The sequence below is a fragment of the Kitasatospora azatica KCTC 9699 genome, assembly GCF_000744785.1.
Taxonomy (GTDB): domain Bacteria; phylum Actinomycetota; class Actinomycetes; order Streptomycetales; family Streptomycetaceae; genus Kitasatospora; species Kitasatospora azatica.
In genome coordinates this window covers 5,570,759-5,597,135 of the sequence record NZ_JQMO01000003.1, presented here as the reverse complement: position 1 = coordinate 5,597,135, position 26,377 = coordinate 5,570,759, and the positions used below count along the sequence as shown (strand labels likewise).

At 70.3% G+C, this 26,377-nt stretch carries 17 protein-coding genes and 1 riboswitch; of the genes, 10 read left to right on the top strand and 7 right to left on the bottom strand.

All coding sequences use genetic code 11. From position 1 onward, the window contains the following. Positions 1-121: 121 nt before the first annotated feature. The 3 genes from BR98_RS35310 to BR98_RS35300 are packed head-to-tail and all read right to left on the bottom strand — an operon-like array spanning position 122 to position 3,719. Positions 122-2,014 carry an HAD-IIIC family phosphatase gene (locus BR98_RS35310; RefSeq protein WP_035851482.1) on the bottom strand — a complete coding sequence of 631 codons (1,893 nt, stop codon included), beginning with the start codon at positions 2,012-2,014 and terminating at the stop codon, positions 122-124. Positions 2,015-2,059: 45 nt separating this feature from the next. Beyond that, a complete protein-coding gene (locus BR98_RS35305) occupies positions 2,060-2,428 on the bottom strand; it encodes a YrdB family protein (protein WP_035851473.1) in 369 nt (122 codons plus the stop codon). A gap of 31 nt (positions 2,429-2,459) precedes the next feature. Beyond that, entirely contained in the window at positions 2,460-3,719 is a 1,260-nt protein-coding gene (locus BR98_RS35300) for an FAD-dependent oxidoreductase (protein ID WP_063774898.1), read from the bottom strand. 185 nt (positions 3,720-3,904) lie between these two features. Between BR98_RS35300 and BR98_RS35295 the strand changes: the two genes are divergently transcribed. Further along, complete coding sequence (locus BR98_RS35295) at positions 3,905-5,398, top strand: DHA2 family efflux MFS transporter permease subunit (RefSeq protein ID WP_051970955.1); 1,494 nt, start codon at positions 3,905-3,907, stop codon at positions 5,396-5,398. Between the two features lie 87 nt (positions 5,399-5,485). Here the strand turns inward: BR98_RS35295 and BR98_RS35290 are convergent, their stop codons facing one another. Further along, positions 5,486-6,262: a thioesterase II family protein gene (locus BR98_RS35290; protein ID WP_063774897.1), complete on the bottom strand. Its 777-nt coding sequence runs from the start codon at positions 6,260-6,262 to the stop codon at positions 5,486-5,488. Between the two features lie 290 nt (positions 6,263-6,552). Here BR98_RS35290 and BR98_RS35285 point away from each other — a divergent pair, with 290 nt between their 5' ends. The 3 genes from BR98_RS35285 to BR98_RS35275 all read left to right on the top strand — a co-directional run bounded on the left by BR98_RS35285 (position 6,553) and on the right by BR98_RS35275 (position 13,524). Then, positions 6,553-9,657: an AfsR/SARP family transcriptional regulator gene (locus BR98_RS35285; protein WP_083977390.1), complete on the top strand. Its 3,105-nt coding sequence runs from the start codon at positions 6,553-6,555 to the stop codon at positions 9,655-9,657. 296 nt (positions 9,658-9,953) lie between these two features. Next, a complete protein-coding gene (locus tag BR98_RS35280) occupies positions 9,954-10,781 on the top strand; it encodes a hypothetical protein (RefSeq protein ID WP_157538115.1) in 828 nt (275 codons plus the stop codon). A gap of 46 nt (positions 10,782-10,827) precedes the next feature. After that, positions 10,828-13,524, top strand: coding sequence for an AfsR/SARP family transcriptional regulator (locus BR98_RS35275; protein ID WP_232247854.1), 2,697 nt, complete (start codon positions 10,828-10,830; stop codon positions 13,522-13,524). Positions 13,525-13,555: 31 nt separating this feature from the next. Here the strand turns inward: BR98_RS35275 and BR98_RS35270 are convergent, their stop codons facing one another. Beyond that, a complete protein-coding gene (locus tag BR98_RS35270; RefSeq protein WP_083977388.1) occupies positions 13,556-14,572 on the bottom strand; it encodes a PDR/VanB family oxidoreductase in 1,017 nt (338 codons plus the stop codon). A gap of 205 nt (positions 14,573-14,777) precedes the next feature. Here BR98_RS35270 and BR98_RS35265 point away from each other — a divergent pair, with 205 nt between their 5' ends. Further along, positions 14,778-16,973, top strand: a complete 2,196-nt coding sequence (locus BR98_RS35265; protein WP_198042344.1) for an MMPL family transporter — start codon at positions 14,778-14,780, stop codon at positions 16,971-16,973. A gap of 78 nt (positions 16,974-17,051) precedes the next feature. Here BR98_RS35265 and BR98_RS35260 read toward each other — a convergent pair whose 3' ends face one another. Then, positions 17,052-18,296 carry a cytochrome P450 gene (locus tag BR98_RS35260; RefSeq protein WP_035851469.1) on the bottom strand — a complete coding sequence of 415 codons (1,245 nt, stop codon included), beginning with the start codon at positions 18,294-18,296 and terminating at the stop codon, positions 17,052-17,054. Between the two features lie 437 nt (positions 18,297-18,733). Between BR98_RS35260 and BR98_RS35255 the strand changes: the two genes are divergently transcribed. The 4 genes from BR98_RS35255 (at position 18,734) to BR98_RS39975 (ending at position 22,175) form a co-directional block, all read left to right on the top strand. Further along, positions 18,734-18,973 (top strand): DUF6059 family protein, encoded by a 240-nt coding sequence (locus tag BR98_RS35255; RefSeq protein WP_267886117.1) that lies wholly within the window; start codon positions 18,734-18,736, stop codon positions 18,971-18,973. Between the two features lie 54 nt (positions 18,974-19,027). Beyond that, positions 19,028-20,803, top strand: coding sequence for a fatty acyl-AMP ligase (locus tag BR98_RS35250; protein WP_035851462.1), 1,776 nt, complete (start codon positions 19,028-19,030; stop codon positions 20,801-20,803). Positions 20,804-20,916: 113 nt separating this feature from the next. Then, entirely contained in the window at positions 20,917-21,999 is a 1,083-nt protein-coding gene (locus tag BR98_RS35245; RefSeq protein WP_051970953.1) for an alpha/beta fold hydrolase, read from the top strand. 29 nt (positions 22,000-22,028) lie between these two features. Beyond that, on the top strand, positions 22,029-22,175 hold the full coding sequence (locus tag BR98_RS39975) for a hypothetical protein (protein WP_157538111.1): 147 nt from the start codon (positions 22,029-22,031) through the stop codon (positions 22,173-22,175). A 683-nt stretch (positions 22,176-22,858) separates the two neighbouring features. Here BR98_RS39975 and BR98_RS40695 read toward each other — a convergent pair. Beyond that, positions 22,859-23,272: a CAP domain-containing protein gene (locus tag BR98_RS40695; protein WP_051970951.1), complete on the bottom strand. Its 414-nt coding sequence runs from the start codon at positions 23,270-23,272 to the stop codon at positions 22,859-22,861. Positions 23,273-23,826: 554 nt separating this feature from the next. Next, positions 23,827-24,002, bottom strand: a riboswitch (cyclic di-AMP (ydaO/yuaA leader). 703 nt (positions 24,003-24,705) lie between these two features. Here BR98_RS40695 and BR98_RS35235 point away from each other — a divergent pair. Then, on the top strand, positions 24,706-26,367 hold the full coding sequence (locus tag BR98_RS35235) for a sulfite exporter TauE/SafE family protein (RefSeq protein ID WP_232247853.1): 1,662 nt from the start codon (positions 24,706-24,708) through the stop codon (positions 26,365-26,367). The last annotated feature ends 10 nt before the right edge of the window (positions 26,368-26,377 follow it).

The window sequence follows — 26,377 nt, the reverse complement described above, 5'->3', positions numbered from 1 at the left end:
GGAGACTCGTCAACATCTTCCCTTCGACTCGATCGACGGCCGGGGCGATCCCAGCCGACCGATGTCCGCACCGCGATGATCCCGAGCGGCCCTTAAGCCGCCTTTGCGGGACGTCCGCAGATCAGAGTGCGGCTTCGAGCCGCACATGCTCAGGAGCCGACGGCAACTCCAGCAGGTCGTGCTCGAAGTCGGGGGCCTCCTGCGTGCCCCCGGACGTCCGGAAGCCGAGGGAGGGGTAGAAGGCCCGCACCCGGTGGTTCTTGGCGGTGGGTCGGTAGGCTGCCCGCACGGCCGGCAGTTCGAGCTCCCGGGCCCGGCCGAGTACAGCCGCCAGGACCGTCTGCTCGATGCCCCGGGAGAACACCCGGCAGCTGAGGATCACGTTGTCCAGGTACAGGGCCTCGGAGCTTCGGCGGGCGAACACCGCGCCCACCAGGCCCTGGTCGCCGAACCGGTCGGACGTGCGCACCGCGAGGACCCAATGGCCGGGGTCTGCCAGTCGGGTCCGCACGTCGGCGGTCTGGAGCCGCTCGGTGGTGAGGTTGAACTGGTTGGTGCGCAGCGTCAGCTGGGCCACCCTGGCGATCTCGTGCTCCCGCACCGGGGAGAGTTCCACCCGGATGCCCAGCTCCGCCAGGTACTCGGCCTGCGATCCGGTGTTCTCCAGCAGCGACTGCCGCGCCGCCTCGCTCCGGTACTGGCCCGCCCGGGCCCGGTCCTCGGCGGTCAGCTCCCTGACGTCGAACCAGCCGTCGGCGAGGAGTCGGCTGATGTGCGAGGCCGGCTCCTCGTCGAGCGGAACCACCGCGACCTCCGGCAGGCTGGACAGCACCAGACCCGTCTCGAAGGACGAGTCGTCGACGAAGACGAGGCTGTCCGTGCCGAGGTTGAGCCGGCCGGCGATGTCCCGCAGATTCCCGTCCTTGGGCTGCCAGTTGGCGTTGACCTGGACGAAGTCCTCCTCGCGGAGCACCATGTCGGGGTGGTCGCGGAGCACCTCCAGCACCGGCTCCTGGTCGTTCTTGCTGCTGACCGCCAGCAGGACGCCCTGCGAGCCGAGTTGCTTGACGACCTGCTGGAACTGGCCGAACGCCTCACCGCGGAAGGTGGTGGCGGCGGCGATGCCGTCCTTGCCGTCGTCGCCGAGGATTCCGTCCCACAGGGTGTTGTCGAGATCGACCACGAGGACCTTCTTGGCCCGGCCGCGCAGGGTGCGGGCGAGATGGCCGATCTCTCGGGCGTAGCGTCCCAGCAGTTCGTCGCCCAGCTGGGCCCTGGCGTACGCAGCCAGCCTCACGTCGTGGATCGGGCCGCCCTCCGCGAGCAGCGGGTCCAGGTCCACCACGACCACGCGTTCGTGTTTCGCAGTCAGCCGCAGCAGCCCGGCGTTGAACTCCCGCCAGGCGGCGCCGAGTGCGGCCCGCGAGGCCAGGTCGACCAACTGGTGGGTGTGGGCGCGCAGGAGCGGGATTGTGTTGAGCACCAGGGTGCCGGTGCCGTGCTCCATGTACTGCGCGGCCAGCCGGTCCACCAGGGCCAGGAGCTCTGCCGAGGCCGCCTCGACGTCCGCTGCCCGCCAGGGCGAGGGGACGGAGTGGAACACTGCCTCGGCGTCCAGCACACACAGCACCAGCTCGGTGCCGGAGGTGTAGAGGGGTCCCGTGACGTCCTGGAGTTCGGTGATCCAGCCGTCGTAGTCGCCCACCGTCAGGCGCGACAGCATCCCGTGGCGGGCCAACTCCCCGGTGAGCGGCGGGACCAGACCGCCGAGGGTGGAGCTGCCGGTCACCGCGACTGCCAGCACCGGGGTGTCCGGGTGGTGACGCAGCACTTCCTCCCGGTCCAGGCGGTCCAGCAGCCGACCGGCCCGGGCCAGGTCCTCGGGTTCCAGTCCGGCCAGAAGGGTGGCGACGGAGGGGTACTCGGAGGCCAGCCGGTCCTGGTCGGCCAGTGTGCGCAGTCGGTCCAGTGGACCGGCCTGTTCCGCGGCGCTGTTCGTGACGACAGGCGTCATGGATCTCTCCCGCTCCCGCTTTCATGGGTTGTCATTGACGGCTCCTCAGTGCCTGAGGAGCCACATCACCCGGTCGATGGCGGCCAGGTGATAGATGACCAGGACCACGACGAGGGCGATTCCCGCCGTCCGGGCCCCGGTGCTGTACACGGCGTAGGCGGCACCGAAGAAAACGGCCAGTTCCAGAACGAGCCGCAGCGCACCAGGGGTCGCGATCACGGTGCCCCCCGAGCGGGAGGGATCGCCCGGGGTGGCGAAGACTCCCCACAGAACGGCGGCGAGCAGCGGTGCGGCAACGACGCCGACCCAGCGGAGGCTGGACGGCCACGACTCCCATGCCCAGTAGCCGAACGAGGCGAGCGCCGACAGTTCGAGCAGGAACCGGATGGCCAGGCCGGCCGGTTGAAACCCCATCTGGTGCGGTCCTTCCATAGTGAGCCGCTGCTCAGCGCTGTGCTGGGACGTGCGGTGCCAGGTCCAACCGCTGTCGTCCGCTCTGCACGGCGTCCTGCAGCTGGTAGTAGACGCCGCCGAGGATCTTCTGCTTGAGGAAGTTGTTGGTGTTCACGACCCGGTAGACCGCGCGTCGCAGCGTCACACCGGCGCGCCCGGAGAGCGCGAACGCTCGTTCCTGTCGCAGTTGGAGAGCGCGCGCCACGGCGACGGACGGCTCCCGCAGGCGTTGCAGCTCCGCTCCTGCCGCATCCAGCGCGGGGCCGGGGTCCGCCGCCTGGAGGGCGGACGCGACCAGCGGTGCCAGCGTGACCGCGTCGATGATCGCGTGGTTGACGCCCTGCCCGAGGATCGGGGTCAGGGTGTGAGCGGCGTCGCCGATCAGCACCAGTCCCGGCATCGACCACTCCGGCACCACTGCGGTGAAGATCTCCAGCATCGACGTGTCGGACCACTTCTTCACCTCCGCGCGGACCGAGTCGGAGAGCTCCGGGGCGAGTTCGTCGATGCGCTCGTGGAGTGCTCCGATGCCGAGCTGCCGCAGCTCCCGCAGGCCGTCCTTGGGGATGTTGAAGCCCACCCGGACCAGATCCGGGAAGCTGGGGATGAACAGGGCGTGCCGGTCGCCGCTGATGCGCACCCGGTAGGTGTGCGGGTCCCAGCTCTGTGGCAGAGGGACCTTGAACCAGATGAAGTCCCGTTCCAGGGGGCGTTTCTGGTAGGTCAGCCCAGACAGCTCGCGGATCTTGCTGAACCGGCCGTCCGCACCGACCACCAACGCGGCGTTGATCTCCAGCGGTCCGTCGGGACCGGTGCAGGCCACGCCGGTCACCCTGCCGCCCTCGCGCAGCAGTCCGGTGGCGGCGGTACGTCGCAGCAGCGTGAAGCCGGGGTTCCGCGCGCCCTCCTCGGCGAGCGCGGTCAGCAGCGGCGGCTGCGGGAGTTCCATGGGATAGGGGTTGGGGCGGTCGAAGGACGAGAACTCCCCGGCGAGGACGACCCTGCCGCCGTCCGAGATCTCCATGCGCTCGGTGCGCAGGGTGCTGGCCCTGACCGCGTCCAGTATGCCGAGCCGGTCCAGCAGCCAGACGGAGTCGGGCGAGATCGACTCGCCGCGGAACGAGCGCTCGAAGTGCGGGCTCTGTTCGACGACCACCACCTCGCACGAGCGCCTTGCGAGTTCCAAGGCGAGAGCGAGTCCGGCAGGCCCGCCTCCCACCACGCAGACCTGCGTGGTCAGTGCAGTTGTCATCGCCTTACCTCTCCTGGGGTGCGCGGCCGGCGTGAAGCGGCGGTGGCACTGATCGTCGGAGGCACGACTAAAGCTCTGCTTGCGCGGGTGGGGCGCCGGACGGCTTAAGCACGCCTACAGGACGGCTTCCTACGCTCCCACGGAGCGATCAGTTCCCCCACCTGCTGAAACCACGAGGAGAAGCCATGAAGACCGATCCCGCCGGGGCCGACTCCGGCTCCGCTGCCCTCCCGGTGGATCCCAGACGCTGGTGGATCCTCGGCGTCATATCCTTCGCCCAGTTCATCACCGCCATCGACTCGTCCGTCGTCAATGTGATGGGTCCGACGTTGAAGGAGGCCATCGGCCTCTCGACCACCGGCCTGCAGTGGGTCATGAACATCTACGTCCTGCTGTTCGGCGGCCTGCTGCTGCTCGGCGGCCGCCTTTCCGACATCCTCGGTCGCAAGCAGGTCTTCCTCGTCGGTCTGCTGGTGTTCACCGCGGCTTCCTTCGCGGCGGGCCTCGCCCACAGCGAGACCCAGCTGCTGCTCGCCCGCGCCGCGCAGGGCATCGCCGCCGCGGCCCTGTCCCCGGCGTCGCTGTCCATCCTGGTGACCTCCTTCCCCGATCCCGAGGAGCGGAGCAAGGCGTTCGGGGTCTGGGGGGCGGTGATCGGCATCGGTGCCAGCATCGGCACCATCATCGGCGGCGCCATCGTCAACTCGGACTGGCGCTGGGCGTTCTGGATCAATGTCCCGGTGGGTGTCCTGGTCGCCGTCGGCACCTACCTCCTGGTGCGCACCGGGGTGCGGACCGCCCAGCGCCCGCCGACCGACCTGGCCGGCGCCTTCACCGTGACCGGCGGGACCATGCTGCTGGTCTACGGGATCGTCACCAGCAACACCCACGGCTGGATCTCCGTGCAGACGCTGGGTTCCTTCGCCGGTGCGCTGGTCCTGCTGGCCGCCTTCGTGGCCGTGGAGCGCCGCAGCCCGGCTCCGCTGGTGCCGCTGCGCCTCTTCCGAATCCGCTCGGTGGTGGCCGGCGCCCTCGGTGAGTTCCTCACCGCGTCGGTGATGATGCCGATCTTCTTCCTGCTCCCGCTGTACCTGCAGGAGGTGCTGGGCTACAGCCCCCTGCGAACCGGGCTCGCATGGCTGCCGACCAGCCTCGGCCTGATGATCTGTGCCCCGATCGCTTCGAACCTCATCACCAGGACCGGCCCCCGCGCCATGTACCTGGTCGGCACCCTGTTCGTGGGCGGTGCTCTGGCCGTGGCCATCGGAGTCCCGCAGCACACCTCCTACACCGGGTTCATGCTGCCGTTGGCCGCTCTGTTCGGCGTCGGCCTGGTGCTGTGCCTGATCGCCACTCCGGTGGTCGGCACCGCCCACGCCACCGAGGAGGACGCGGGGACCACCTCCGCGTTGCTCAACGCGTCCACCCAGATCGGCGGCGCACTCGGCATCGCCATCGGGGTCACGGTGCTCAACAACCGGGTGACCCACGATGTCGCCGGGGGCACGGCGCCGCAGGCCGCACTGGTCCACGGGCTCAGCGCGGCCTTCGCAGCGCTGCTGGTGATGCTTGTGCTCAGCATGGTGAACGGCGTGATCGGATTCCGCGGACTGGGCACCCCGAAGGGCGAGATGAGCCCGCAGCCGGAGAGCCCGGAGCCGAGCCCGGTGGCCGTCTAGGAACAGAAGAACCAAATCCGCTGCCGGGCAGCCCTTCTCCAAGGGCGGCCCGGCAGTCGGTCTTTGCGGGGTGTCGTGGTCGGAACGTCAGGCCGGAACCGCCGTGGTCGGCGACAGTGACAGGGAGGCCAGCAGTTGGGAGAGCTCGGCGAAGAGCGGATGATTCCGGTCGCGTAGGAAGAAGTGGCCGCCGGGCAGGGTCCGCATGCTGAAGCCGTCGGCGGAGTAGCGGCTCCATCCCCGTACCTCCGCCGGTGACACCAGGGAGTCGTGGAGACCGGCGAAGGCGTGGATGGGCACCGGTACCCGTGCGTCCGGTCCCGGGCCCGGGCTGGCGCACAGCCGCAGGTCGTCCCTGGTCACCGGCAGCAGCGCCGACAGCCACTCGGGGTGGTCGAGCATGATCGGCGGGATGCCGCCGAGGCTGATCAGGCTCTCCAGAAGCTCGCTCTCGTCGGCGTCGGCCGCCACCTGCTGCGGTGCCGGCAAGTGCGGGGCGCGGTAGGCGCTGAGCAGGAGGCAGCGCGGTAGTTGCGCTCCCCTGACGTGTCGGCGCTGGGTCAGAGCGAAGGCGATCAGCGCGCCCATGCTGTGGCCGAAGAAGGCGTGCGGTTGCTCCAGGGCCGGACCGAGTTCGTCGTCGAGGTCGTCGACGAGCGATTCGAGATCGGTGAACCTGGGCTCCGCCGAGCGGCCCTCACGGCCCGGCAGCTGAACCGGCATCACCTGCACGCGCGAACCGAGGCGATGCTGCCAGCCCGAGTAGATCGAGGCACCGCCGCCCGCGTACGGGAAGCAGAACAGGCGCAGTCGGCCCCCGGCCTCCGGCGCTGGTCCTGCGTGACCCGACAGATAGCGTGTCATCTCCGGTGGTTCTCCCCTCTCCGATCCGAACGCCTACCGAAGGTGGTCGTCGGCGCCTGCGCCGTTCGCGCGCTGTGTTCCTCCGAGAGTGCGGCCGAGGCGTTGCGGCTCCCTAAAGCCCAAGGCCCGGAAGCCGTCCTCTGGTCGCCTTGGCGCCGGCATGGATGATGTCCCTGTCAAATGGTTACTGGCCGTTCTCACCATTGACATCGATCTTGCCCGCATGCTCCGTATGATCATGGCCTAGGACGTGAGTTGAGCCGACTGCGGATCTGTTGTGAGGGCGTGATATGAGCGCTGGGCCCGAGAAGCCACGATCCACTTTCAAGATTCTGGGCTCGCCGGAGGGTTGGTCGGCAGGGGCACGACTGCATCTCGGCGGCCCGACCCAGGAGCGGGTACTGGTCACGCTGCTCCTGGAACCAAACCGAGTCGTCCCGCTGCCCCGACTGGTGGAGGCCGCCTGGGACGAGACGCCGCCCGCCACGGCTCCCCACCAGATTCGCAAGATCATCGCGGACCTGCGGAGGCGCCTTCCGGACGGAGCCGCCGTCATCCGGACCGACAGCTCCGGATACCGTGCTGCGGTAGCGGACGACCAGCTCGACCTGACCCTGTTCACCGTCCGACTGCACCGGGCCAAGCAGGCTGTCGCGGCCGGGCTTCGATCCGATGCCGCAGACCAGCTGCGCGCGGCACTGGACCTCTGGCGGGGCCCGATCATGGCGGGGGCCGGCGGTGCGGTGATCGGTGCTGCCTCGGCAGCCTTGCAGGAGCGGCGGCTTACCGCCGCCGAGCAGCTCATCGACATCAGGCTCGACTTGGGCGAAGCGGCCGACGTTGTCTGGGACATCCAGCAGCTGGTGCGGGAGCATCCCCTGTGTGAGCGGTTACGCGCCCGGCTGATGCTCGCCCTCTACCGGTCCGGTCGGCCGGCGGATGCACTGGAGGAGTACAGCAAGGTCAGGAAGCTGCTCGTCGAAGAACTGGGCGTCGATCCCGGCGGCGAGCTGGTCAGCCTCCATCAGCGCATCCTGCGCAACAGCCCGGAGCTGGCCGCCCCGCCACGGGCGGATGCCGCGCCGTCGCCGGTCCCCACCGCACGGGTGTCGCCGTGCTCGCTGCCCTACGACCTGCCGAACTTCGTCGGCCGAGAGGAGGCGCTGCGACAGTTGACCGAGAGCGCGACGATTTCCGCCGACCGAGGCACGAAGATCATCACTATTGAGGGCATGGGCGGGAGCGGCAAGACGGCACTCGCCGTGCGGGCGGCGCACGCACTCGCTGAGCGGTACCCGGACGGCCAACTGGCGGTCGACCTTCGTGGTTTCACCCCGGGGCAGGAACCCCTGGAACCGGAGGTCGTCCTGGACGTCCTGCTGCGGACGATGGGGGTGCCCGGCGACCGCATACCCGACGGCCTGCTCGGCCGGATCTCCTTGTGGCGGGTGACCACGGCGCAGCGTCGGCTCCTGATCCTCCTCGACAACGCGGTGAACTCCGCCCAGGTACGGCCACTGCTCCCCTCCTCCCCCGGCTGTCTGGTACTGGTCACCAGCCGGGTCCGCATGACGGACATCGACGGTTCGGACGCCTTTCCCATCGGGCTGCTGTCGCCTCAGGAGAGTGCGGACCTGCTGGAGCGAACGCTCGGGGCCGATCGGGTCTGCGCCGAACCGGATGCGGCCCGCGAACTGGCCCAGTTGTGCGGGTATCTGCCGCTGGGGCTGCAGATCTCCGTAGGGCGGTTGATCAACAGGCCCCGCTGGACGATCCGCTACCTGGTCGACCGGATGCGGAGCGAGACCAGCAGGCTCGAGGAGTTGAGCGCCGGCGACCGGAGCGTGGCGGTCAGTCTGAGGCTCTCCTATCTGGCGATGGAGCCGTGCCATCAGGCCGCCTTCCGGCTTCTGAGCATCCATCCAGGCCAGGAGGTCGATGTCTGGACAGCCGCGGCCCTGCTCGGTGTGTCCGCGGACGAGGCCGAGGAGTCTCTGGAGCACCTGCTGGACATCCATCTGATCGGGCAGCCCGAGGTCGGCCGGTACGTGTTCCACGACCTGGTCCGCAGCTACGCGCAGAGCTTGCGGGACGAGTACCCGGGCACGGCGGACGAGACCGGGGCGGCCGTGCTACGCCTCATGGACTACTACGCACGGGCGGTCGAGGCGGCATCGGAAACCCTGTACCCCGGTCGGGTGCGCTTCGACACGGGTCTACCGCGCGGGACGGCCGAGCTGCCCGGTCTGGGTACCGTCGAAGCGGCCCTGTTCTGGTTCGAGCAGGAACGGAGGAACCTGCTCTCGGCCGTCCGGCTCGCCCAGCGGAGCGGGCTGCACCGCTACGCAGCCTGGTTACCGCGCAACCTCGGACGGTACCTGCAGAGCCAGGGACACCTGACGGACAGTCTGGACGTCGGCCGAATCGGTGTCGAGGCGGCCCGCATGGCGGGGGAACCGCTGCTGCTGCGAGTGGCTCTCACCAACCTGTCCGTGGCCCTGTGGTACCTGTGCAGGTTCCGGGAAGGCGTCGAATACCTGGACCAGGCACTGGAACTGGCAGTTGAGATCGGTGACCGCCGTGGTGAAGCGGTGTGCCTGCGCGGGCTGGGGACATTCCACAACAGCCTCGGCGACTATGCCGAGGGCCTTCGCTGCCTGCAACTGGCGCTGTCCATGCACCAGGAGCTCGAGAGCCCGCGTGAGGCGGCTGAGACACTCGTCAGCATCAGCTCCGCGACCGTCGTGCTCGGCCGCTACGCCGAGGCCTCCGTCGCGGCGAGCCGCTCGCTCGTGCTCAACCAGCAGCTCGGCGAACTCCACGGCCAAATCCGAAGCCTGGTCAACGAGGCGAACGCGCGTCTTGGACTCGGCGAGAGCGAAGCGGCTCTGATGCATCTGGCCCGGGCGCACGAGTTGTGCCGACGTCTGGGCACGCAGAGCTGCACAGCCCTGGTACTGGTCCAGCTCGCCGACGCCTACCGACAGGTCGGCCGCTATTCGGAGGCGTACGAGACCGGGTCTCGCGCGCTGGACCTGATCTGGACCGCACATTCGCCGGCTTCGATGTCCACCGTTGAGAACGTGCTCGGCCGCATCGAGAACGCCCGTGGAGAGCAGGCAAAGGCGCTGCGAAGACATCAGCGCGCGCACCGGCTGGCCTCGGACATAGAGTTCCGCCTCGGCATGGCCGAGGCGCTCGAAGGAATGGCCGCCGCGTCCGCAGGACTGGGTGATTCCGCGCAGGCGGCGAAGCACTCGGCCGCGGCGGACGAGCTCTTCGCCCTCATGGGGGTCCCGGAGCACCGCCGTCGCCCGTTCCGAGGTCTTCGACGCGGGATGGTATCCGAGGCACCAGGGCTTGATGCCCCATCATGTTCAATACCCGGCATGTGACCTGGGGCCGCACGCACGATCTCGTCGTTCTCGGCACCCAGCCGGTGACGGGCCCGTCTCGATCCCCTCCTCCGCTCGTGCGTGGGCGTTCTTCCCCCTGTCCTTGGACACTCGTGCGGCAGCCGCTGCCCAAAAGGTCCCCGCGCGACACCTGAGGCCAGGCCGTCCGACGGGATGGAACGCGGTCGGGGCCGGCAGCGGTCGGTCTCTCCAGGATGAATCTGGGATTCGATGGGAACCGGAACCAAGCATGCTGTCGGTGCCGAAAGAGTTCCACACTCACCAGGAGGATTCCCGTGGCGGTCCAATACCTGGAGACCAGTCATGAGGGGCGTCAGTGGGCGTCCCGCGTCGTGATACCGGCAGCGCGGCCGGCCAACCCCACAGGGGTGTTCACCCACCAGCTGGTTCACCGCGCGAGCTCCTTCGAAGGCATCATGCACGGCAGCGCCACACCGGTGGCGCAGCACTTCAGCCTGTCCGTGGAACTGCCCCACCAGCATTCGGGCTTCGCCGGCACGCCCGGGCCCGGGCTGTTCCACGACACGCACCTCCCCGTCGAGGCACTGCACCGATCGGCCCTGTTCGTTGCCCACCGCTACTTCCGGGTGCCGGCGGACCGTCCGGCGGTGTTCTCCAGGACCGCGTTCGAAGTCAGCGCACTCGCCCCCTGGCGCCGTAACGGAGCAACGGCCCATCTGACGATGGATCTGATGCTGCGACCGTTCGATGTCACGCACGGCGTACCGCATGGACTGGAGTGCGAGAGCACGCTCAGCATCGAGGGGACCGTGTGCGGTACGGCCACGGCCCGGATGGAGTTCTCGGCGCGCGGGGCCGGCGGCGGCGGGTCCGGCATCGAGCTGCTGGAGGCCTCACGGAGGACGGCCTTCCTGCTCGCTGCCCGGCTGGGCGGCTTCTCGGTCGGCAGCTGTGTTCTGAGCCGTTGGAACGCCCGGTTCGAGGGCTCGGCCGCACCAGGTCTTCCACTGCACTGCGCGGCGTCCTCCGGTGAACTGCGGCGGGACGCCCACGGACGTCCCGCGCTGCCGGTGGCCCTGGTCTTCTCCCAGGGTCCGCGCCATATCGGGACGGTGGAAGTCGTCGTCCTCCAGGACTGCTGACTGTACGTAGAAGCGACTGCGTTCCATCGTGAGAGAAAGGAGGGACGTGTCCGACACACCGTACGCCGTCCGCCCGGCAGGGGACGGGAAGCCCACGGGCGTGACGTTCAGGGTCCTCGGCCCGGTCAGCATGACGCCGCGTTCGCCCACGGCACCGAAGGTCCGTGTCCTTCTCGCGGTCCTGCTGCTCAGGGCCAACGAGGTGGTCCCCACGGACAACCTTATCGACGAGATCTGGGGCATCGCCCCGCCACGGACCGTGGTGACCACCCTCCAGGTCTATGTCTCGCAACTGCGCAAGCTGCTGCTGGCAACGGGATCCCCGACCGCGCCCGGCCGCGACGCGCGGCTGGACACCGTGCCTCCCGGCTACCGGCTCCACGTGGACGAGGCCGACCTCGACCAGAACCGGTTCGAGTACCTGCGCCGTCGGGGTCAGGAGGCCTACGAGCAAGGGGAGTTCAGCACAGCCGCCCGCCTGCTGCGGGAGGGCCTGGGCCTGTGGACCGGCCCTGCGCTGTCCGGCGTCCCGCAGGGGCCGATGCTCTCGGCCGCCGCTGTGAGCCTGGAGGAACTCCGGATCAGCACCCTGGAACGGCGAATCGCGGCGGATCTGCGATTAGGACGGCACCGGGAACTGATAGGCGAGCTGCTGGCCCTGGTCGGCGAACATCCCTATCGGGAGACCCTGTACGAGTATCTGATGCTGGCCCTCTACCGGTCGGAGCGGCAGTCCGACGCGCTCCACGCGTTCGGGCGGGCTCGGAAGTCCTTGGTGGACGAAGTGGGGGTGGAGCCCGGAGCGGCACTGCGCAGTCTGCACGAGCGCATCCTGCGTTCCGATCCGGAGCTCGGCTGGGAGGGGCCCGCGGTCACCGATCGTGTCGCCGCTCCCGTGGTGTGGCTCCCGTCGGCCGCTTCCGATTTCACCGGGCGCGAGGACTCGCTCGCCACAGCCGCCGAGCTGATCCAGGAGGTGACGGAGCACCGGCCGTCGCCGGTGCTGGCAATCGGCGGGCCTGCGGGCGTCGGCAAGACCGCCTTCGCGGTGGAGCTGGCCCGGCGCAGCGCCGACGTGTTCCCGCACGGGAGGGTGCTCGTGTCCCTGCGCGGGCCGCTGGGCGAGCCGCTGGACCCTGCCCGGACTCTGACCGAGTTGCTCCGGCGTCTCGACCGGACGGGCGCGGTGCCCGCGCGCCGATCCGGCGTCTCCACCGACCTCCGCGAGCTCGGACAGGCCCTCTACCGGGCCCAGCAGGGCCGAAGGCTGCTGATCGTCCTCGATGACGCGGTGTCCGAGGAACAGGTCCGCCCGGTCCTCGAATTCATGCCGGACGCCCTGGTCGTGGTCACGGGCCGACGCACCCTGGCGGGCCTCGGCGGGGCACGGCACCTGACGCTTGACGCGCTTCGACCTGCGCAGGCCCAGGACCTGCTGGTCAAGATCGCCGGGGGCAGGATGGCGGACGATCCGTCAGCAGCCGGGGAAATCGCCCGACTCTGTGGCTGTCTTCCGCTCGCCCTGCGCGTGGCCGGCGCCACGCTGACGGCGCGGCCGCACTGGTCCGCCGCGGTGCTGGCGGCGCGGCTGGCCGACGAGAGTGCCGGCCTGGACCCCTTCGCCATCGGGGATCTGGATGTGCGCGCCAGCCTGCTGGTGGGGTACCGCGAGATCGGCGCGGCGGAGCGCCGGGCCTTCCGCCTGCTGGCGCCGGCTTCCGAGTCCGGTTTCGCCACGTGGGCGGTGGCGGCCTTGCTCGACGTCCCGTCGGCCGCTGCCGAGCAGGCTGCCGAGCGTTTGGTGGAAGCCCGGCTCCTGGCTGTGCGCAGGGCCCCGGACGGTACGCCGCGCTACAGCCAGAACCGGCTGCTGCGGGCTCTTGCGAGGGAGCAGCTCGCTACGGAAGAGCCGGCCGGGGCCCGCCGGTTGGCGACCGAGCGGCTCTGCACCGCCTACCTGGCGCTCGCACGGCACGCCGACTGGCTGCTCACGCCCGGACGCCCACGCTCTCTCCAACAGGCGGAGCAGGCGGACGAGGCGGCGATCATCGGGGACGCGCCCCTGCACTGGTTCCAGGAGGAGCTGGACGGACTCGTCGACGCCGTGCGCCAGGCCCACGCCGCAGGGCTGTGGCACCTGGTGTGGGAGCTCGCGGAGGCACTGGCGGGCTACTTCGAGGCCGCTTCCCTGTGGGGACCGTGGGCTGTGACGCACGAGCTGGCCCTGGACGCGGCGCGTCAGGCGGACCGACCTGCGGCGAGGGCCGGGGTGCTGCATTCACTGGGAAATCTGGCCTGGCAGCAGCGGCGTACCCGGCAGGCCCGGGAGTACCACGAGACTGCCCGCACGATCTTCTTCGAACTGTCGGATCCCGACGGGGAGGCCCGCTGCCTGGTGGGCGAGGCGGACGTGGCACTGAGCGAGGGGGAGGTGGAGCACGCGGCGAAACTGTACACCCGGGCCTCGGACCTGCACCGCTGGCAGGAGGACACGCGCGGCCAGGCGGACGTCCAGCGCGGCCTCGCCCTGGTCGCGCTCCTTCACGGCCGCACAGAAGACGCCCTGCGGGGTTTCGCGGACTTCGTCGAGGCCGCTGAGCGGCTGGGCGACCGGCGGTGGACCCGGTTCGGACGTCGCAGCACCGAACGGATCCTGGAGCGATCGGTGGACTCGCAGCGCGGTGGGCACCCGCAGGCGCTCCCTGCTGTGGAAGCCAGGCCCGGCATTTGGCTGTTCCCGTGACCAGCCGACCTGACGGGAGGTCAACCGGGCGTCAGAGGTCCAGCACCAGCCGCGGGGTGCGGGAGCGGGACACGCATATCATCATGGTGTCGCCGGCCGAGCGTTCCTCGTCGGTGAGCAGGCTGTCGCGGTGGTCCGGCGTGCCCTCCAGGACCGGTGTCTCGCAGCTGCCGCACGTGCCTTCGCGGCAGGAGTAGATGCCGTAGACGCCCGCGTCCTCGATCGATTCCAGGACCGAGCGGTCAGCCTTCACCTGGACGGTCAGGCCGGACTGGCGCAGTTCCACCTCGAACTCGCCCGCAGACGGCGCAGCCGGGTCCGCCGCCACCGCGTGGAACCGTTCGAGGTGGAGGCTGCCGGCAGGCCAGTCCGAGCACCGCTCCTGGACGGCGGCGAGGAGGGGCTCGGGGCCGCAGCAGTAGACCGCGGTGCCGGGCCGGGGCGGGCGCAGGAAGGAGCCGAGATCCAGCAGGCCGTGCTCGTCCTCCGGGCAGACGTCCACTTTGCTCCCGTGGCCTGCGAGTTCGTCCAGGAAGGCCATGGAGTCCAGCCGCCGGCCACCGTAGAGCAGGCGCCACTGCGCTCCTGCGGCCTCGGCGGCCGCGAGCATGGGCAGTATGGGCGTGATGCCGATACCTCCGGCGATGAAGAGGTAGCGGGGCGAGTCCACCAGAGCGAAGTGGTTGCGCGGTCCGCGGACCCGCACGGAGGTGCCGGGGGCGACCCGCTCGTGGAGGTACGCCGATCCGCCGCGACCTGCGGGCTCACGGAGCACGGCGATGCGCCATCGGTCCCGGTCCGCCGGGTCTCCGCAGAGCGAGTACTGGCGGACCATGGCCGGCTGGGCCTGGCCGTCCGGCTCCAGCAGCAGGTCCACATGGGCGCCCGGCTCCCAACGCGGCAGCGGACTTCCGTCCACGGAACGGAGGGTGAGCCCTCGCACGCCGTCGGCGAGCATCTCCACACCCTCCAGGAGAAGGGTCCGCTCGGTCTCCGGCGCGTCGGCAGGAGGCGTTCCGGGCGAGAGCCGTGCACTGGCCGCGATCATGGGCAGATCCCTTCGAACAGGCGGGCTCGCGAAGCGAGAGGACTTCCGCGTCTGACTCGCAGCAGTACACCTGAGGCTGCTTAAGTGCCGCCTGTGGCGGCTGCTTTAGCCGGACTACAGGGTGTTCCTGGACCGTGGCGCGCACGCGTCATCCGCGTTTCCGGTCGGCTAGGTCAATGGCTGGCTTGACGTAAGGAAGGGAACCATGTTCTCCAGTCTGGGCTCCGCTCTGCACAGTCGACGGCGGGTCGTCCTGCTGCTGGCCCTGCTCGTCGCCGCGGTCGCCGCCGTTTTCGGCGGCAGTGTGGCCGACAAGCTGACCAACGGCCTGTCCGACTACGACAACCCGGGCGGCGACAACGTCGTCGCCCGGAACATCATCACCGGGGCGACCGGCATCGATTCCCAGCAGGGATACGTGCTGCTGGTCCGCACCGACCAGCAGCTCCTGCCCGGTAGTACCCCGCCGGCCGCCGTCACCGCGGCCGGCACGCTGTTGCGCGGCCGCCCCGAGGTCAAGCTGGTCCTCGACTACTCCTCGGGGGCCAACCCCGCGCTGATCTCCCGCGACGGACTCAGCACACTGGTCGTCGGCGCCGTCCGCCCCATGTCGGACGCGGAGACCAAGGCCGCGGAGCAGCAGCTTCAGCAGGACATCGCCGCCGACCCCGAACTGCGCGGCCGTACCTGGCTCGGCGGCGCCACCCCCGGCCACGTTCAGGTGGCCTCCGTCTCCACCACCGACCTGGGCAAGGGTGAGGGTCTGGCCACGCCGATCATCCTGATCGCGCTCTTCCTGGTCTTCCGCGGCGTGGTGGCCGCCTCCGTCCCGGTGGTGGGCTCCATCGTCTCGCTGCTGCTCACCATGGCGGGACTGCGGATCGCCACCACCTTCATGCACGTCTCCAGCGGAGCGATGAACCTCGCCTTCGCCCTCTGCCTCGGCCTGTCCATCGACTTCGGCCTGCTGATCGTCACGCGCTACCGCGAGGAACTGGCCGAGCACGGTCCCGGCGCCGAGGCGTTGCGGCGAACGGTCACCACGGCGGGTCGCACCGTGCTGTTCAGCGCGCTCACCGTGGCAGCCGCACTGGCGGCGCTGATGGTCTTCCCACAGCCGTACCTCCGTTCGATGGGTCTGGCCGGCGTCATCACGGTCGTCTCGGCAGCCTTGTTCGCGCTTGTCGGGCTGCCCGCCCTGCTCGCCGTCCTCGGATCACGGATCAACGCGCTGGCGCCGCGGCGCTGGCAGCGCGGGACGGGTTCCAGGAAGGCCGGGGCCACCCGGTGGCATCGGCTGGCTACCGGGGTGATGCGACGTCCAGCGGTCTTCGCGGGGGTCGCGACCGTGGTGCTACTGCTCATGGCCTTCCCACTGACAGGGGTGCGCTTCACCGGTGTCGACCCGACGATCCTTCCCACCTCGACCAGCGCCGGACAGGTGGCTGCCAGCCTCGCCACTGACTTCGAGCACGCCGCCACCACCCCGGTGCAGACCGTCCTCGACAGTTCCGACGGGACCGGGCTCGCCGAGTACGCGCGGCGGGTCGCCGCCGTGCCGGGTGTCGCGTCCGTCGGTACGCCGTTCCGGCTGGACGCCTCGCACTGGGAGGTCGACGCGGTCCTGTCCGGGAAGCCCCTGGACCAGGCCGCGCTGCGGGCCGGGCAGGCCGTGGAGGGCGTGGCCACGCCGAACACCGCTCGCTACACGGGGGTGACGGCAGACTACCTGGCTCAGCGGCACACCATCGCCGACCGGCTGCCCGAGGCGCTCGCCGTGCTGGCTGCGGTGACCCTGCTGCTGCTCTTCGTCTTCTCCGGCTCGGTGGTGCTGCCGCTCACTGCTCTGCTGATGAACCTGCTCACCACCGGCGCCACGTTCGGATTCCTGGTGTGGCTCTTCCAGGACGGAAACCTCGGCAACGCCGCCCACAGCGGCCTGGAGACCACCACTCCCGTCCTGGTCTTCGCTCTCGCCTTCGGCCTCTCGACCGACTACAACGTCTTCCTGCTGGGCCGGATCAAGGAATCGCGGGCAGCCGGTCTGGGTGAACGGGAGGCGGTCGCCGAGGGGCTTGCGGACATCGGGGCCACCGTCACCTCTGCTGCCGCGCTGTTCTTCGTGGCGGTGGGTGCGTTGGCGCTGGGTCGGCTGATCTTCATCAAGGAGCTCGGCCTCGGCGCGGCCTTCGCCGTCCTGCTCGACGCAACCGTGGTGAGGGCACTGCTGGTGCCCTCGCTGATGGCGATGCTGGGCGCGGCCGCCTGGTGGGCACCACGACCGTTGCGGTGGCTCCACTCCTGGCTGCGGCTGGACCGCGTGGAGGGCTTGCCCCCGACCCGCGGAGCGGACTTCGCCGTCGGAGAGGCCCGCGAGCCGGTGCCCCAGTCGGTCGTCTGAACGGCAGGCAGACGCGACCAAGCGAGGGCCGCCCCCGGCTGGGGGCGGCCCTCGCTTCGCTGGTTCACGACCTGTTCGTCACCACACCACGGGCAGCGCCGAGATGCCGTGAACCAGCATCCCCGACGGCCGCGGCAGGTCCTCGGGCGCAACGGCCAGCTTCAGCGTCGGGAAGCGCTTGAAGAGCGAGCCGATCGCGATCTGCAGCTCCAGCCGGGCCAGCCCGGATCCGATGCAGTAGTGCGGGCCGTGGCTGAAGGCGAAGTGCGCGTTGTTGGGACGGTGGAAGTCCAGCTCGTCCGCGTTGGCGAACTGGCAGGCGTCCCGGTTGGCCGAAGCCATGCCGGGTATCACCGCGGTGCCGGCCGGGATCAGTGTGCCGCTCAGCTCCACGTCCTCGGTCACGATACGCAGCAGTCCGTCGTCGCCGGGCGGGTACGCGCGCAGCAACTCCTCGACAGCGGGGCCGATCAGGTCGGGGTCGGCCTGGAGCTCGGCCAGACGCTCGGGGTTGGTGATCAACGCGACCACGCTGTTGGCGATCTGATTGACCGTGGTCTCGTGCCCGGCCACCAGCATGCTGATGCCCAGGAAGACGAGCTCCTCGTGGCTGAGCCGGTCGCCGTCCTCGTCGTGGATCGCGACCAGGGCCGACAGCAGGCCCTCGCCCGGGGTCTCGCGCTTGGCCTCGACCAGTTCCGAGAGATAGGTGAACAGGCCGATCTGGGCCTCCAACATCTCGTCCGCGGTCCGCGACGTGGTCGAGAGGAAGGCGCTCGACCAGGCGGAGAACTTCTCCCGGTCCTCGAACGGCACCCCGAGCAGCTCGCAGATCACCGTCACGGGAAGCGGGAAGGCCAGTGCCGGGATCAGGTCCACCGGGCCCGGCCCCGCCGCCTCCATGGCATCGAGCAGGGCGTCGGTGTGCGCCTGGATCTGCGGGCGCAGCGCGGCCACCCGGCGGGCGGTGAACTCCCGGGAGACCAGCATGCGGACGCGGGTGTGCTCGGGCGGATCCATGTTGAGCAGGCTCTTGAACTTCTGCGGGGCGGCGGCGAGTCGGGGCGCACCGTCCTCAAGCGTGGCGGCCCGACTGAACCTCGGGTCCCCCAGCACGGTGCGCACGTCGTCGTAGGTGGTGACCAGGAAAGCGTGGTCACCACTGGGCATCTGCACCTCGGCCACCGGTCGGTTCTCCCGGAGGTGCCCGTACACCGGGCACGCCTGCATCGCGGAGGTGCGCTCGAAGGGGTAGCTCAGCACCTGCTGGTCGTCCTCGGTGACTCCGGCGGGAAGTGCTGCCGCTTCAGGCTCAGTGCTCATCGATCAGTCCTCTTTTTTTCCTGGTCTGTGGGCGGCGGTCTCGAGCGGTGCGGTGGTGTCGGAGAAAGGTCCGACAGTCGGCGGCAGCGATCGTGTCGGCGCGACGGGGTCCGATCGCTGCCGCTGCTGTGCGCCTTCCCGCGCCTGCCAAGCCCGGCGCGGTCAGGTCCAGCCCCACTGTCCGCACTCCGCCTAAAGCCGGACTTGCGTGCGGCGGGCCGGCTCTGCGACCGAGCCCCTGGCGCAACCTGCGCAAGTCGGCCTTTAGACGCGGGGTGCACGCTCGGCGAGTCCGTCAGCGGCTGCGAAGGAGGCAGGATGATCACGCCTGAGGTGTCCGACCCCGTCTGCCTGACCGCAGACCTCGCCCGGCCTGCCGGTTGAGGCACGGGGAGACGGCCGCCGGTGACAGTCCGCGCTGCACCCTGTGGCGCCTGGTGCGCCGGGCGGCGGCATCCTGCTCGAGCGGCCTCACGGTCATGGGCGCCATGTTCGGCGTGGTCAACGTCGCGTACCTGGTGACGGTTTCGGCGCAGTCGGAACCGGTCGGCCTGCCGCTGGACGAACCGCCCGCAGATCACCCGGAACGGCTGTTACCCGGAGTCCCGCTCTCGGCGAGTGAGCGGGAGCTGTGGGCGCAGCTGGAGGGGCTGGGACGAGGGGGCCGTGCGCAATGACGGCTTTAGGGCTCCAGCTGACCATCGACACGAGGTATCGACCAGAACGAGGGGATGACGGTGGCGGAGTTTGGTTCGTTTGCGGAGCTCGTGCTGGCGCGGGCAGTCGAGCGCGGAGACAGCGACGCGTTCCTGTTCCTGTCGGACGGTGTGCGGGGAGTCGAGCCGGAGCGGTTGTCCTACGCGGGGCTGGACGAGGCAGCGAAGGGGGTGGCGTCGTGGTTGCAGGAGCGCGGCCTGAGGGGACGTCAGGTCATGCTGCTGTATCCGTCAGGGCTGGAGTTCGTGAAGGCGTTCGTGGCCTGCCTGTACGCGGGAGCGGTTGCGGTTCCGGCGCCGTTGCCGAGTGAGCAGGGGCAGCACTTCCGGCGGGTCTCGGGGATCGTGCGTGACGCGCGGGTGGGCGCGGTGCTGACGTTGGGGGTGCACGCGCCGGAGGTCGAGGCCTGGTTGGCGGACGAGGGTTTCTCCGATGTCGTCTGCCTGCCCACCGACGGCGGACCGGTGGGGGACGCCGGTGCGTGGCGGGATCCGGGAGTGGGCCGCGCCGACCTGGCGTTCCTGCAGTACACCTCTGGGTCGACCAGCGCACCCAAGGGGGTGATGGTGTCGCACGGCAACCTGCTGGCCAACGAGGCCGCCATCCAGCGGTCCTTCGGCAACACCCCCGACATGGTGATCGGTGGCTGGCTTCCCTTCTACCACGACATGGGCCTGATCGGGCATGTGCTCCAACCGCTCTGGCTGGGAAGCACCTCGGTGCTGATGTCCCCGATGTCCTTCCTGCGGCGCCCGGTGCGCTGGTTGGAGATGATCAGCGAGTTCGGCCTCCACGGCACTGGCGGCCCCAACTTCGGCTACGACCTGTGCGTGCGCCGGGTGACGGACGCGCAGTTGGAGGGCGTGGACCTGTCGACCTGGCGGACCGCCCCCAACGGCGCGGAGCCGGTACGGGCGGAGACCCTTCGGGCGTTCGCCGAGCGCTTCGCGCCGTACGGATTCCGCCCGGAGGCCTTCTTCCCCTGCTACGGCATGGCAGAGACCACCCTGGTGGTCTCCGCCAAGGAGCCCGGTCGCGGACCACTGCTGCGAGAGGTGGACGCGAGCGGGCTCGAGGCGGGCCGACTGGCGGGGCCGTTCCTGGACGCGACCACCCGGACACTTGTGAGCAGCGGGATCGTGCGGGGTGAGGACTTCGAGGTTCGCATCGTGGATCCGCAGACGCAGCTGGAGCTCCCGCAGGGGAGGGTCGGGGAGATCTGGGTACGCGGTGCGAGCGTCGCCTCGGGGTACTGGGAACGGCCCGAGGTGAACGCTGAGGTGTTCGGAGCGCGGATCGCCGGTGCCGAGGAACTGGGAGCGTGGTTGCGGACCGGAGACCTGGGAGCGCTGGAGCAGGGCGAGCTGTTCGTGACCGGGCGCCTGAAGGAGATGGTGCTGATCAACGGCCGGAACATCTACCCGTACGACGTGGAGAACGCGGTGCGGGCGCTGAACCCGGATTTCGGTAACGGCGCCGTCTTCGCCGTCGAAACCGACCAGGAGCACCTGGTGGTGGTCCACGAGGTCCGCGCCCGCGCCGACACGGACCTGAGGGGCCTGGTCTCCGCAGTGCAGCAGCTCATCAGCAAGGAGTTCTCCGTCCCGGCGGGCAACATCCTGCTGGTCCGACCCGGCACCATCAGGCGGACCACCAGCGGCAAGATCCAACGGGCCCTGATGCGCAAGCTCTTCCTCCAGGACGAGGTCGCCGCCTTGCACGCGGTGCTCGAACCGTCGGTGCGGACCCTGATCAAGACCACTGCCCCATCCCCGGTACCGGTGGGCTGATCCGCGCCCTGTCGCTCCCGAGGTCGACCGATGTTCCGCATCGACTCCCTCCTCCGCCCCACCCACTCGTACCCCGCCCACTCGTACCCCGCCCACACGGAGACGGACATGGCATGGACCATCTGGAAGAGCTGAAGGAGTTCGCGCGACTGCACGCCCGCGGTCAGGGAATCGCCGCGCGCCAGGTCGAGGACACGCTCTCCCGGGTAGCCGGCGACCAGCCCGGCGCCCCGGACTCATGGGCGCGGGTCTGGACCGCCAAGGGCGACGAGCTCCTCGAGCGCGGCCGCCCGCTCGACGCCTGTCGGCACTATGCGCTCGCCCGTTTCCCCTACCCCGGTGACGAGGACCGCCAGGAGGCCCAGCGCCGCTGCGTGCGCTCCTTCGACGACTGGCGGAGCGCGCGAACCGGCGTCGAGCGGCTGGAGTTCGAACACCCCGACGGCACGATCGCCTGCTGGGCGGCCGGTCTGACGCCCGCGCGTTCGGGCAGCCGCTCACGCCCGCTGCTCCTGGTCATGGGCGGGATCGTCAGCGTCAAGGAACAGTGGGCCCCCATGCTCCCCAAGCTGGCCCGGCTCGGCTTCGCCGCCGTGGTCACCGAACTTCCCGGGGTGGGGGAGAACACCCTCCCGTACCGGGCCGACTCCTGGCGCGTGCTGCCCTACCTGCTGGACCGGCTCGCCGACCGCGCCCGCGTCACCGACACCTCCCTGCTGGCCCTGAGTTTCAGCGGACACCTCGCGCTGCGCGCGGCCGTCGACGACTCCCGGATCCGCAGCATCCACACGGTCGGTGCTCCGGTCTCCGGATTCTTCGACGACCCCCACTGGTGGCCCCGGGTGCCGGGGATCACTGTGGAGACCCTGCGCCGCCTCACAGGCGCCGCGGACGGGCACCAGCTACGCAGGCTGCTGGCCGACTTCCCGCTGAGCGCCGACCAGCTCGCCTCGGTCCGGATCCCGGTCGGCTACGTGGTGAGCACGCGCGACGAGATCATCCCGCCCGGCGAGCGGCACCTGCTCGCCGAGCGGTTGCCCCGGGTGCGGTTCAAGGAGTTCGACGACGTCCACGGCTCGCCGACGCATCTGGGCCCGATGCGCCGCTGGCTTCTGCTCTCCGTGCTGCGCGCCCGAACCGCCCGCCCAACCAGGTCACCGCTGCCGGTGACCCCGACCAGCGACCCGAGTCTGTGAGAGAGGCGACCATGTCCACACCTCCTCGTATGCGATTCGCCGCCACCGTCGCGCCCTGGCGTTCTCTCGCCTCGCTGGGCGCTTGGGAGTTCGACCTGGTACGCGAGGTCGGGAGCGGCGACGAGCCCGCCGCCGACGATGCGATCGAGCCGACTTCCGCAGTCAGCCCTGAGTGATGCGGACCAACCAGCGAGAGCGTCTCGTGGAGCACTCCGCCGAGCCTGTCGTGGCGGCGTATGCCCAGACGGGCGGTGTCTGGGATTCCCCGGCAGACCCACACTCGTGGACGGGCAGCAAACCTGCCGCGAGGCCGGCAAGGGCCGCCCTGGACGCAGCGGGACTCGCGCTCGGTGACGCCGGAGGGGTCTACATCTTCGAGTGCCGTACCTACCCCGACCGCCCCACCTGCCGTCGCTTCGACCGCTTCTGACGTACCATCATCTGATGTGCCCTCGCTCGAAAGAGCGAATTGGAATCGCCTCCCCATCGCTACCGGCACGGCACCGGCACACTGACATCGAAGCCCGACACTGGCACACCGGGGGCCCGTAGTGAAGTGTTTGGCCCTCGACTCCGACGCGGCCGTGCAAGGCTCGGAAAGTCATTGTCGCTGGTCAAGCTGCATATCGGCACACGTTGATGACGCCGCCGAGAACGCGGGTGCGCAGGAGTCTGCGGCCCTCTTCGGCATCCTTCGCCGTGTCGCGGCGGGCAGCGCCCCGGGGACGGACACCAGCTTGCGGACCACCTTGTACAGCAGCGAGACGATCACCCGGATTTGGTGCCAGTCGAAATCGCCATACCGCTCTTACCTGCAGCGATGACTTTCCGAGCCCGACAGGCATGAAAGAGCAGGGCGTCAGCTGGAGAAATCCTGGGTCAGCCAGACGGTGCCGTTCGCGTCCCGATAGACGGCGATTCCGATGTGCGTGAAGGAGCTGCTCAGGATGTTCCGCCGGTGTCCGTCATTCGGAGGCTGCTCGTTGAGCATGTCCTTGGTCAGCCCGACGGCCTGGGCGGCGGTGTCCTGGGCCGCGGTGGAGACCGGGCCGCCGTAGCCGATGTTCTCACCGACTGCGGTCCACTGGACGCCCTGCGCGGTCACTCGAGCCCCCAGCCCTGGCTCGCCCGGGCACTGGTGGGACAGGCCGCATCCGCCGGCCATCACCTGGTTGTGGGTCTGAGCGCTGGTGGTCAGACCTGCGGTGATGGTGTAGGCGGGCAGGCCGTGAGCGGCCCTCGCCTGGTTGATCAGAGCCAGTACCCGCTGCACGGCATCCGAGGCGGCCGTCGACGAGGAGGCCGCGGTGGCGGTGGGCGTGGGCGTCGTCGTGGGCGTGTGAACCGGGGCGGCGGACGGCGCCGGGGACGTCGGCAGGTGCGAAACGGCCGACGGTGACGGAGGCGCCGGTGTGTACGACGGCTTGGCTGGGAGGAACGAGGGCGGAGGCGACGGGGCCGCCGTCGGGGAGGAGGACGCGATCGCTGCCAGGGAGGACGGCGTGGCGGAGGCAGCCGACGGAGATGCGGTCGGCGCTACGGCCGAGGCCACAGGGGAGGTAGCGGCAGTAGCCCTCGTCCCGGCGCGGTTCGCGTCCGCGCCCGGGGCGGCGACACGGCGCGGGGGGTGCGCCTGCGACGTGTCGTGTGCCACATGGGCCTGGCGGCGAGAGTAGGCATCGGCGTCGGCAGCGGCCGAGCTGCTGCTGGCCGCGGCGACCAGCGGCAGCAGCAGGCCGACGCCGACGAACCCCGCGGTGGTGGCGACACGCGGGGCGTGGCTCCGGCGTGGTCGGCGGTGTCGGCCAGTACGTGAAGACGGCATGGCGGATCCCTCGGCGACGCCTGCGAGGTGAGCTGTCGGGTTCGGGCCGTCGGGTAGCCCGGCCGCGCGGAGGCGGCTTCACCCCAAGCCGCACCCCGGCAGGCCCGGAAAACAGGCGGGACGGGGCACGGCGCTTACCTGGTTCCCCCGCTCCTGCCCAATGCAGCGCTCGATGTCCCGCTGACCGGTGGACAGGACTCGGCGCCCCGGGCGGCAGGGTCCGCAGATGCGAACGCCAGCACGCTAGGCGGATCGGATCGATGATCACAAGCTGCCGTGACATGCGTCACAGGCACCCGCGTTGACGCATCGCCGCGTGCGCAGTTCGCTGGAGGTGGCGACAGGGCCTTCGTACTTCGCGTCCGGGACCCAGGCGTACAGCCGAGACCCGCTGCCCGGTGAACCGGACGAGGTCGTCGAAGAGCCCGGCGGCCGCACCGAGGTGCGGCCTCCATGGTGCCCCTCCCCCGACCGCCCCGTGAGGTCACGGTCGGTGTCGCCGCGTCCGCGCCGCAGAGGCCAGATGCCCCGGGCGGGAGTGTCGGGCTCGAGGTCGAGCGGGTTGACACCGACGTCGTCCGGATCGAGGTCGCTCTCGTGGTGGTGGCAGCCCGGGTCCAGGCCTAGCTCGGCTGGCCGCTGCTGCTCGTAGGGAGGCGCTCTCCGATGCAGACCGTCTCGGCGCCCGCCGCGTCGATACCTGAGAAGCGGCGGAGCCGTTCGGGTGAGTGTGGAGTGCTCGCTGGTGTCGTGAACGGCCCCGCCGGCATTGTCTGGGGATGGTGTCAGGGCCGGTGCCGGTCAACGGAGCCGACCACACCATCCTCGTGCTGCCCTCGCATCTCCTGCGGCAGCTTCGTCCGCCCGCCCGGAGGCAGTGCGTGGCCATCGCCCGTTCCCTCGCCCGTGCAGGTCTCCTCCTCGCCGGCACCGTCTGGCTGACGACAGCTCTCGCGCCGCCCGCCGGAGCCCACCCGCTCGGGAACTTCTCCATCAACCACTACACCGGCCTCACCGTGCACCGCGACCGCATCGAGGCCCTGTCCGTCACCGACAGCGCCGAGATCCCCACCCTGCAGCAGAAGCCCCAAGTGGACCGGGACGGCAACGGCACAGCCGACGACAGCGAGCGCGCCGCCTGGGCCGCGCAGGAGTGCCGGCACAGTGCCGAGCGGCTCACCGTGACCGCGGACAGCCGCGCTCTGCACTGGACGGTGACTTCTGCGCAGTTCCAGTACGCGCAGGGCGCCGCGGGCCTGGAGACCAGCCGCCTGGAGTGCGTCCTCCAGGCACCGCTGGACCTCGGCGCTGCCGGGGCACAGCTGCAGGTGGCCACTGGGAGCGACGCGACGCGGGTGGGCTGGAACGAGATCACGGCCCGCGGTGAGGGCGTGCACCTCGAACACAGCGACGTCCCCGAGGAGTCGAACTCCCAGCAGCTGCGGAACTATCCGCGTGACCTGCTGGACAATCCGAGCGGCGTCGTGCACGCCCGGATCACCGCGATGCCCGGCAACGGCCCCGGCTCGGCATTCGCCGGTGCCGCTCCCGGGTCGCGGGGCAGCGGGCCCGCCGCGTGGCTCGCGCGACTGGACGCGAAGCTGGCCGGGCTGGGCGCGACGCAGAAGCTGACCCTGCCGGTCGGGCTCCTCGCCGTGCTCTTGTCCATCGTCCTGGGCGCCGGCCACGCGCTTCTGCCCGGACACGGCAAGACGATCATGGCCGCCTACCTCGCCGGGCGGCGCGGCAGCACGCGCGACGCCCTCACTGTCGGAGCCACCGTCACTGTCACTCACACCGCCGGCGTCCTCGTCCTCGGGCTCTGCCTGACTGCCTTCTCCTCGCTGGCCGGCGACGTCGTTCTCGGCTGGCTCGGCGTCACCAGCGGCGCACTGGTCACCCTGGTCGGTGCCGGACTGCTCCTCGACGCGGCCCGTCGCGCTCGCGCCCGCCCACACACGCACGCCCCCAACACGCCCGCCCAGCACACCGCCTCCGCCATCCCAGTGCTCGCCGGAGCTCCAGCCCCCCAGCCCGAGCAGCACACGCATGAACACCTGGACGGTCACACGCAGCACGACCACGCCCACGAGCACCATCAGCACCCCCACGGGGAACCCGACCCCCACCACACGCACGACCACGGACACCACCACCGCCACGACCTGTTCGGCCACCGTCATCATCATCACCACGGCGATGCCGAGCACTCGCTCGGCAGGCGCGGCCTGATCGGGCTGGGCATCGCCGGCGGCCTGGTACCGAGCCCCTCCGCGCTGGTGGTCCTGCTGGGAGCCGTGGCACTGGGCCGGACGCTGTTCGGTGCCGGCCTGGTGCTCGCCTACGGACTCGGCATGGCCGCCACCCTCACCACGGCCGGGCTGCTCTTCGTCCGCCTCGGCGACTCGATCGCGGGCGCCGCCGACCGACCGTTCATGCGCACGGTCAACCGCATCATCCCGTACACCGCGCGGCTGACCGCCCTGCTCGTAGTCGCCGTCGGTATCGGGCTGGTCGTCCGCAGCCTGCCGTCCACCCTGTAAGCCGCACTCC

What these genes read in the sequence shown, in the direction of transcription:
- BR98_RS35260 (WP_035851469.1), bottom strand. Translation starts at nt 18,296, where the DNA reads ATGAGCACTGAGCCTGAAGCGGCAGCACTTCCCGCCGGAGTCACCGAG.
- BR98_RS39975 (WP_157538111.1), top strand. Translation starts at nt 22,029, where the DNA reads ATGCGATTCGCCGCCACCGTCGCGCCCTGGCGTTCTCTCGCCTCGCTG.
- BR98_RS35285 (WP_083977390.1), top strand. Translation starts at nt 6,553, where the DNA reads ATGAGCGCTGGGCCCGAGAAGCCACGATCCACTTTCAAGATTCTGGGC.
- BR98_RS35295 (WP_051970955.1), top strand. Translation starts at nt 3,905, where the DNA reads ATGAAGACCGATCCCGCCGGGGCCGACTCCGGCTCCGCTGCCCTCCCG.
- BR98_RS35305 (WP_035851473.1), bottom strand. Translation starts at nt 2,428, where the DNA reads ATGGGGTTTCAACCGGCCGGCCTGGCCATCCGGTTCCTGCTCGAACTG.
- BR98_RS35250 (WP_035851462.1), top strand. Translation starts at nt 19,028, where the DNA reads ATGACGGTGGCGGAGTTTGGTTCGTTTGCGGAGCTCGTGCTGGCGCGG.
- BR98_RS35270 (WP_083977388.1), bottom strand. Translation starts at nt 14,572, where the DNA reads ATGATCGCGGCCAGTGCACGGCTCTCGCCCGGAACGCCTCCTGCCGAC.
- BR98_RS35300 (WP_063774898.1), bottom strand. Translation starts at nt 3,719, where the DNA reads ATGACAACTGCACTGACCACGCAGGTCTGCGTGGTGGGAGGCGGGCCT.
- BR98_RS35245 (WP_051970953.1), top strand. Translation starts at nt 20,917, where the DNA reads ATGGACCATCTGGAAGAGCTGAAGGAGTTCGCGCGACTGCACGCCCGC.
- BR98_RS35265 (WP_198042344.1), top strand. Translation starts at nt 14,778, where the DNA reads ATGTTCTCCAGTCTGGGCTCCGCTCTGCACAGTCGACGGCGGGTCGTC.
- BR98_RS35290 (WP_063774897.1), bottom strand. Translation starts at nt 6,262, where the DNA reads ATGACACGCTATCTGTCGGGTCACGCAGGACCAGCGCCGGAGGCCGGG.
- BR98_RS35310 (WP_035851482.1), bottom strand. Translation starts at nt 2,014, where the DNA reads ATGACGCCTGTCGTCACGAACAGCGCCGCGGAACAGGCCGGTCCACTG.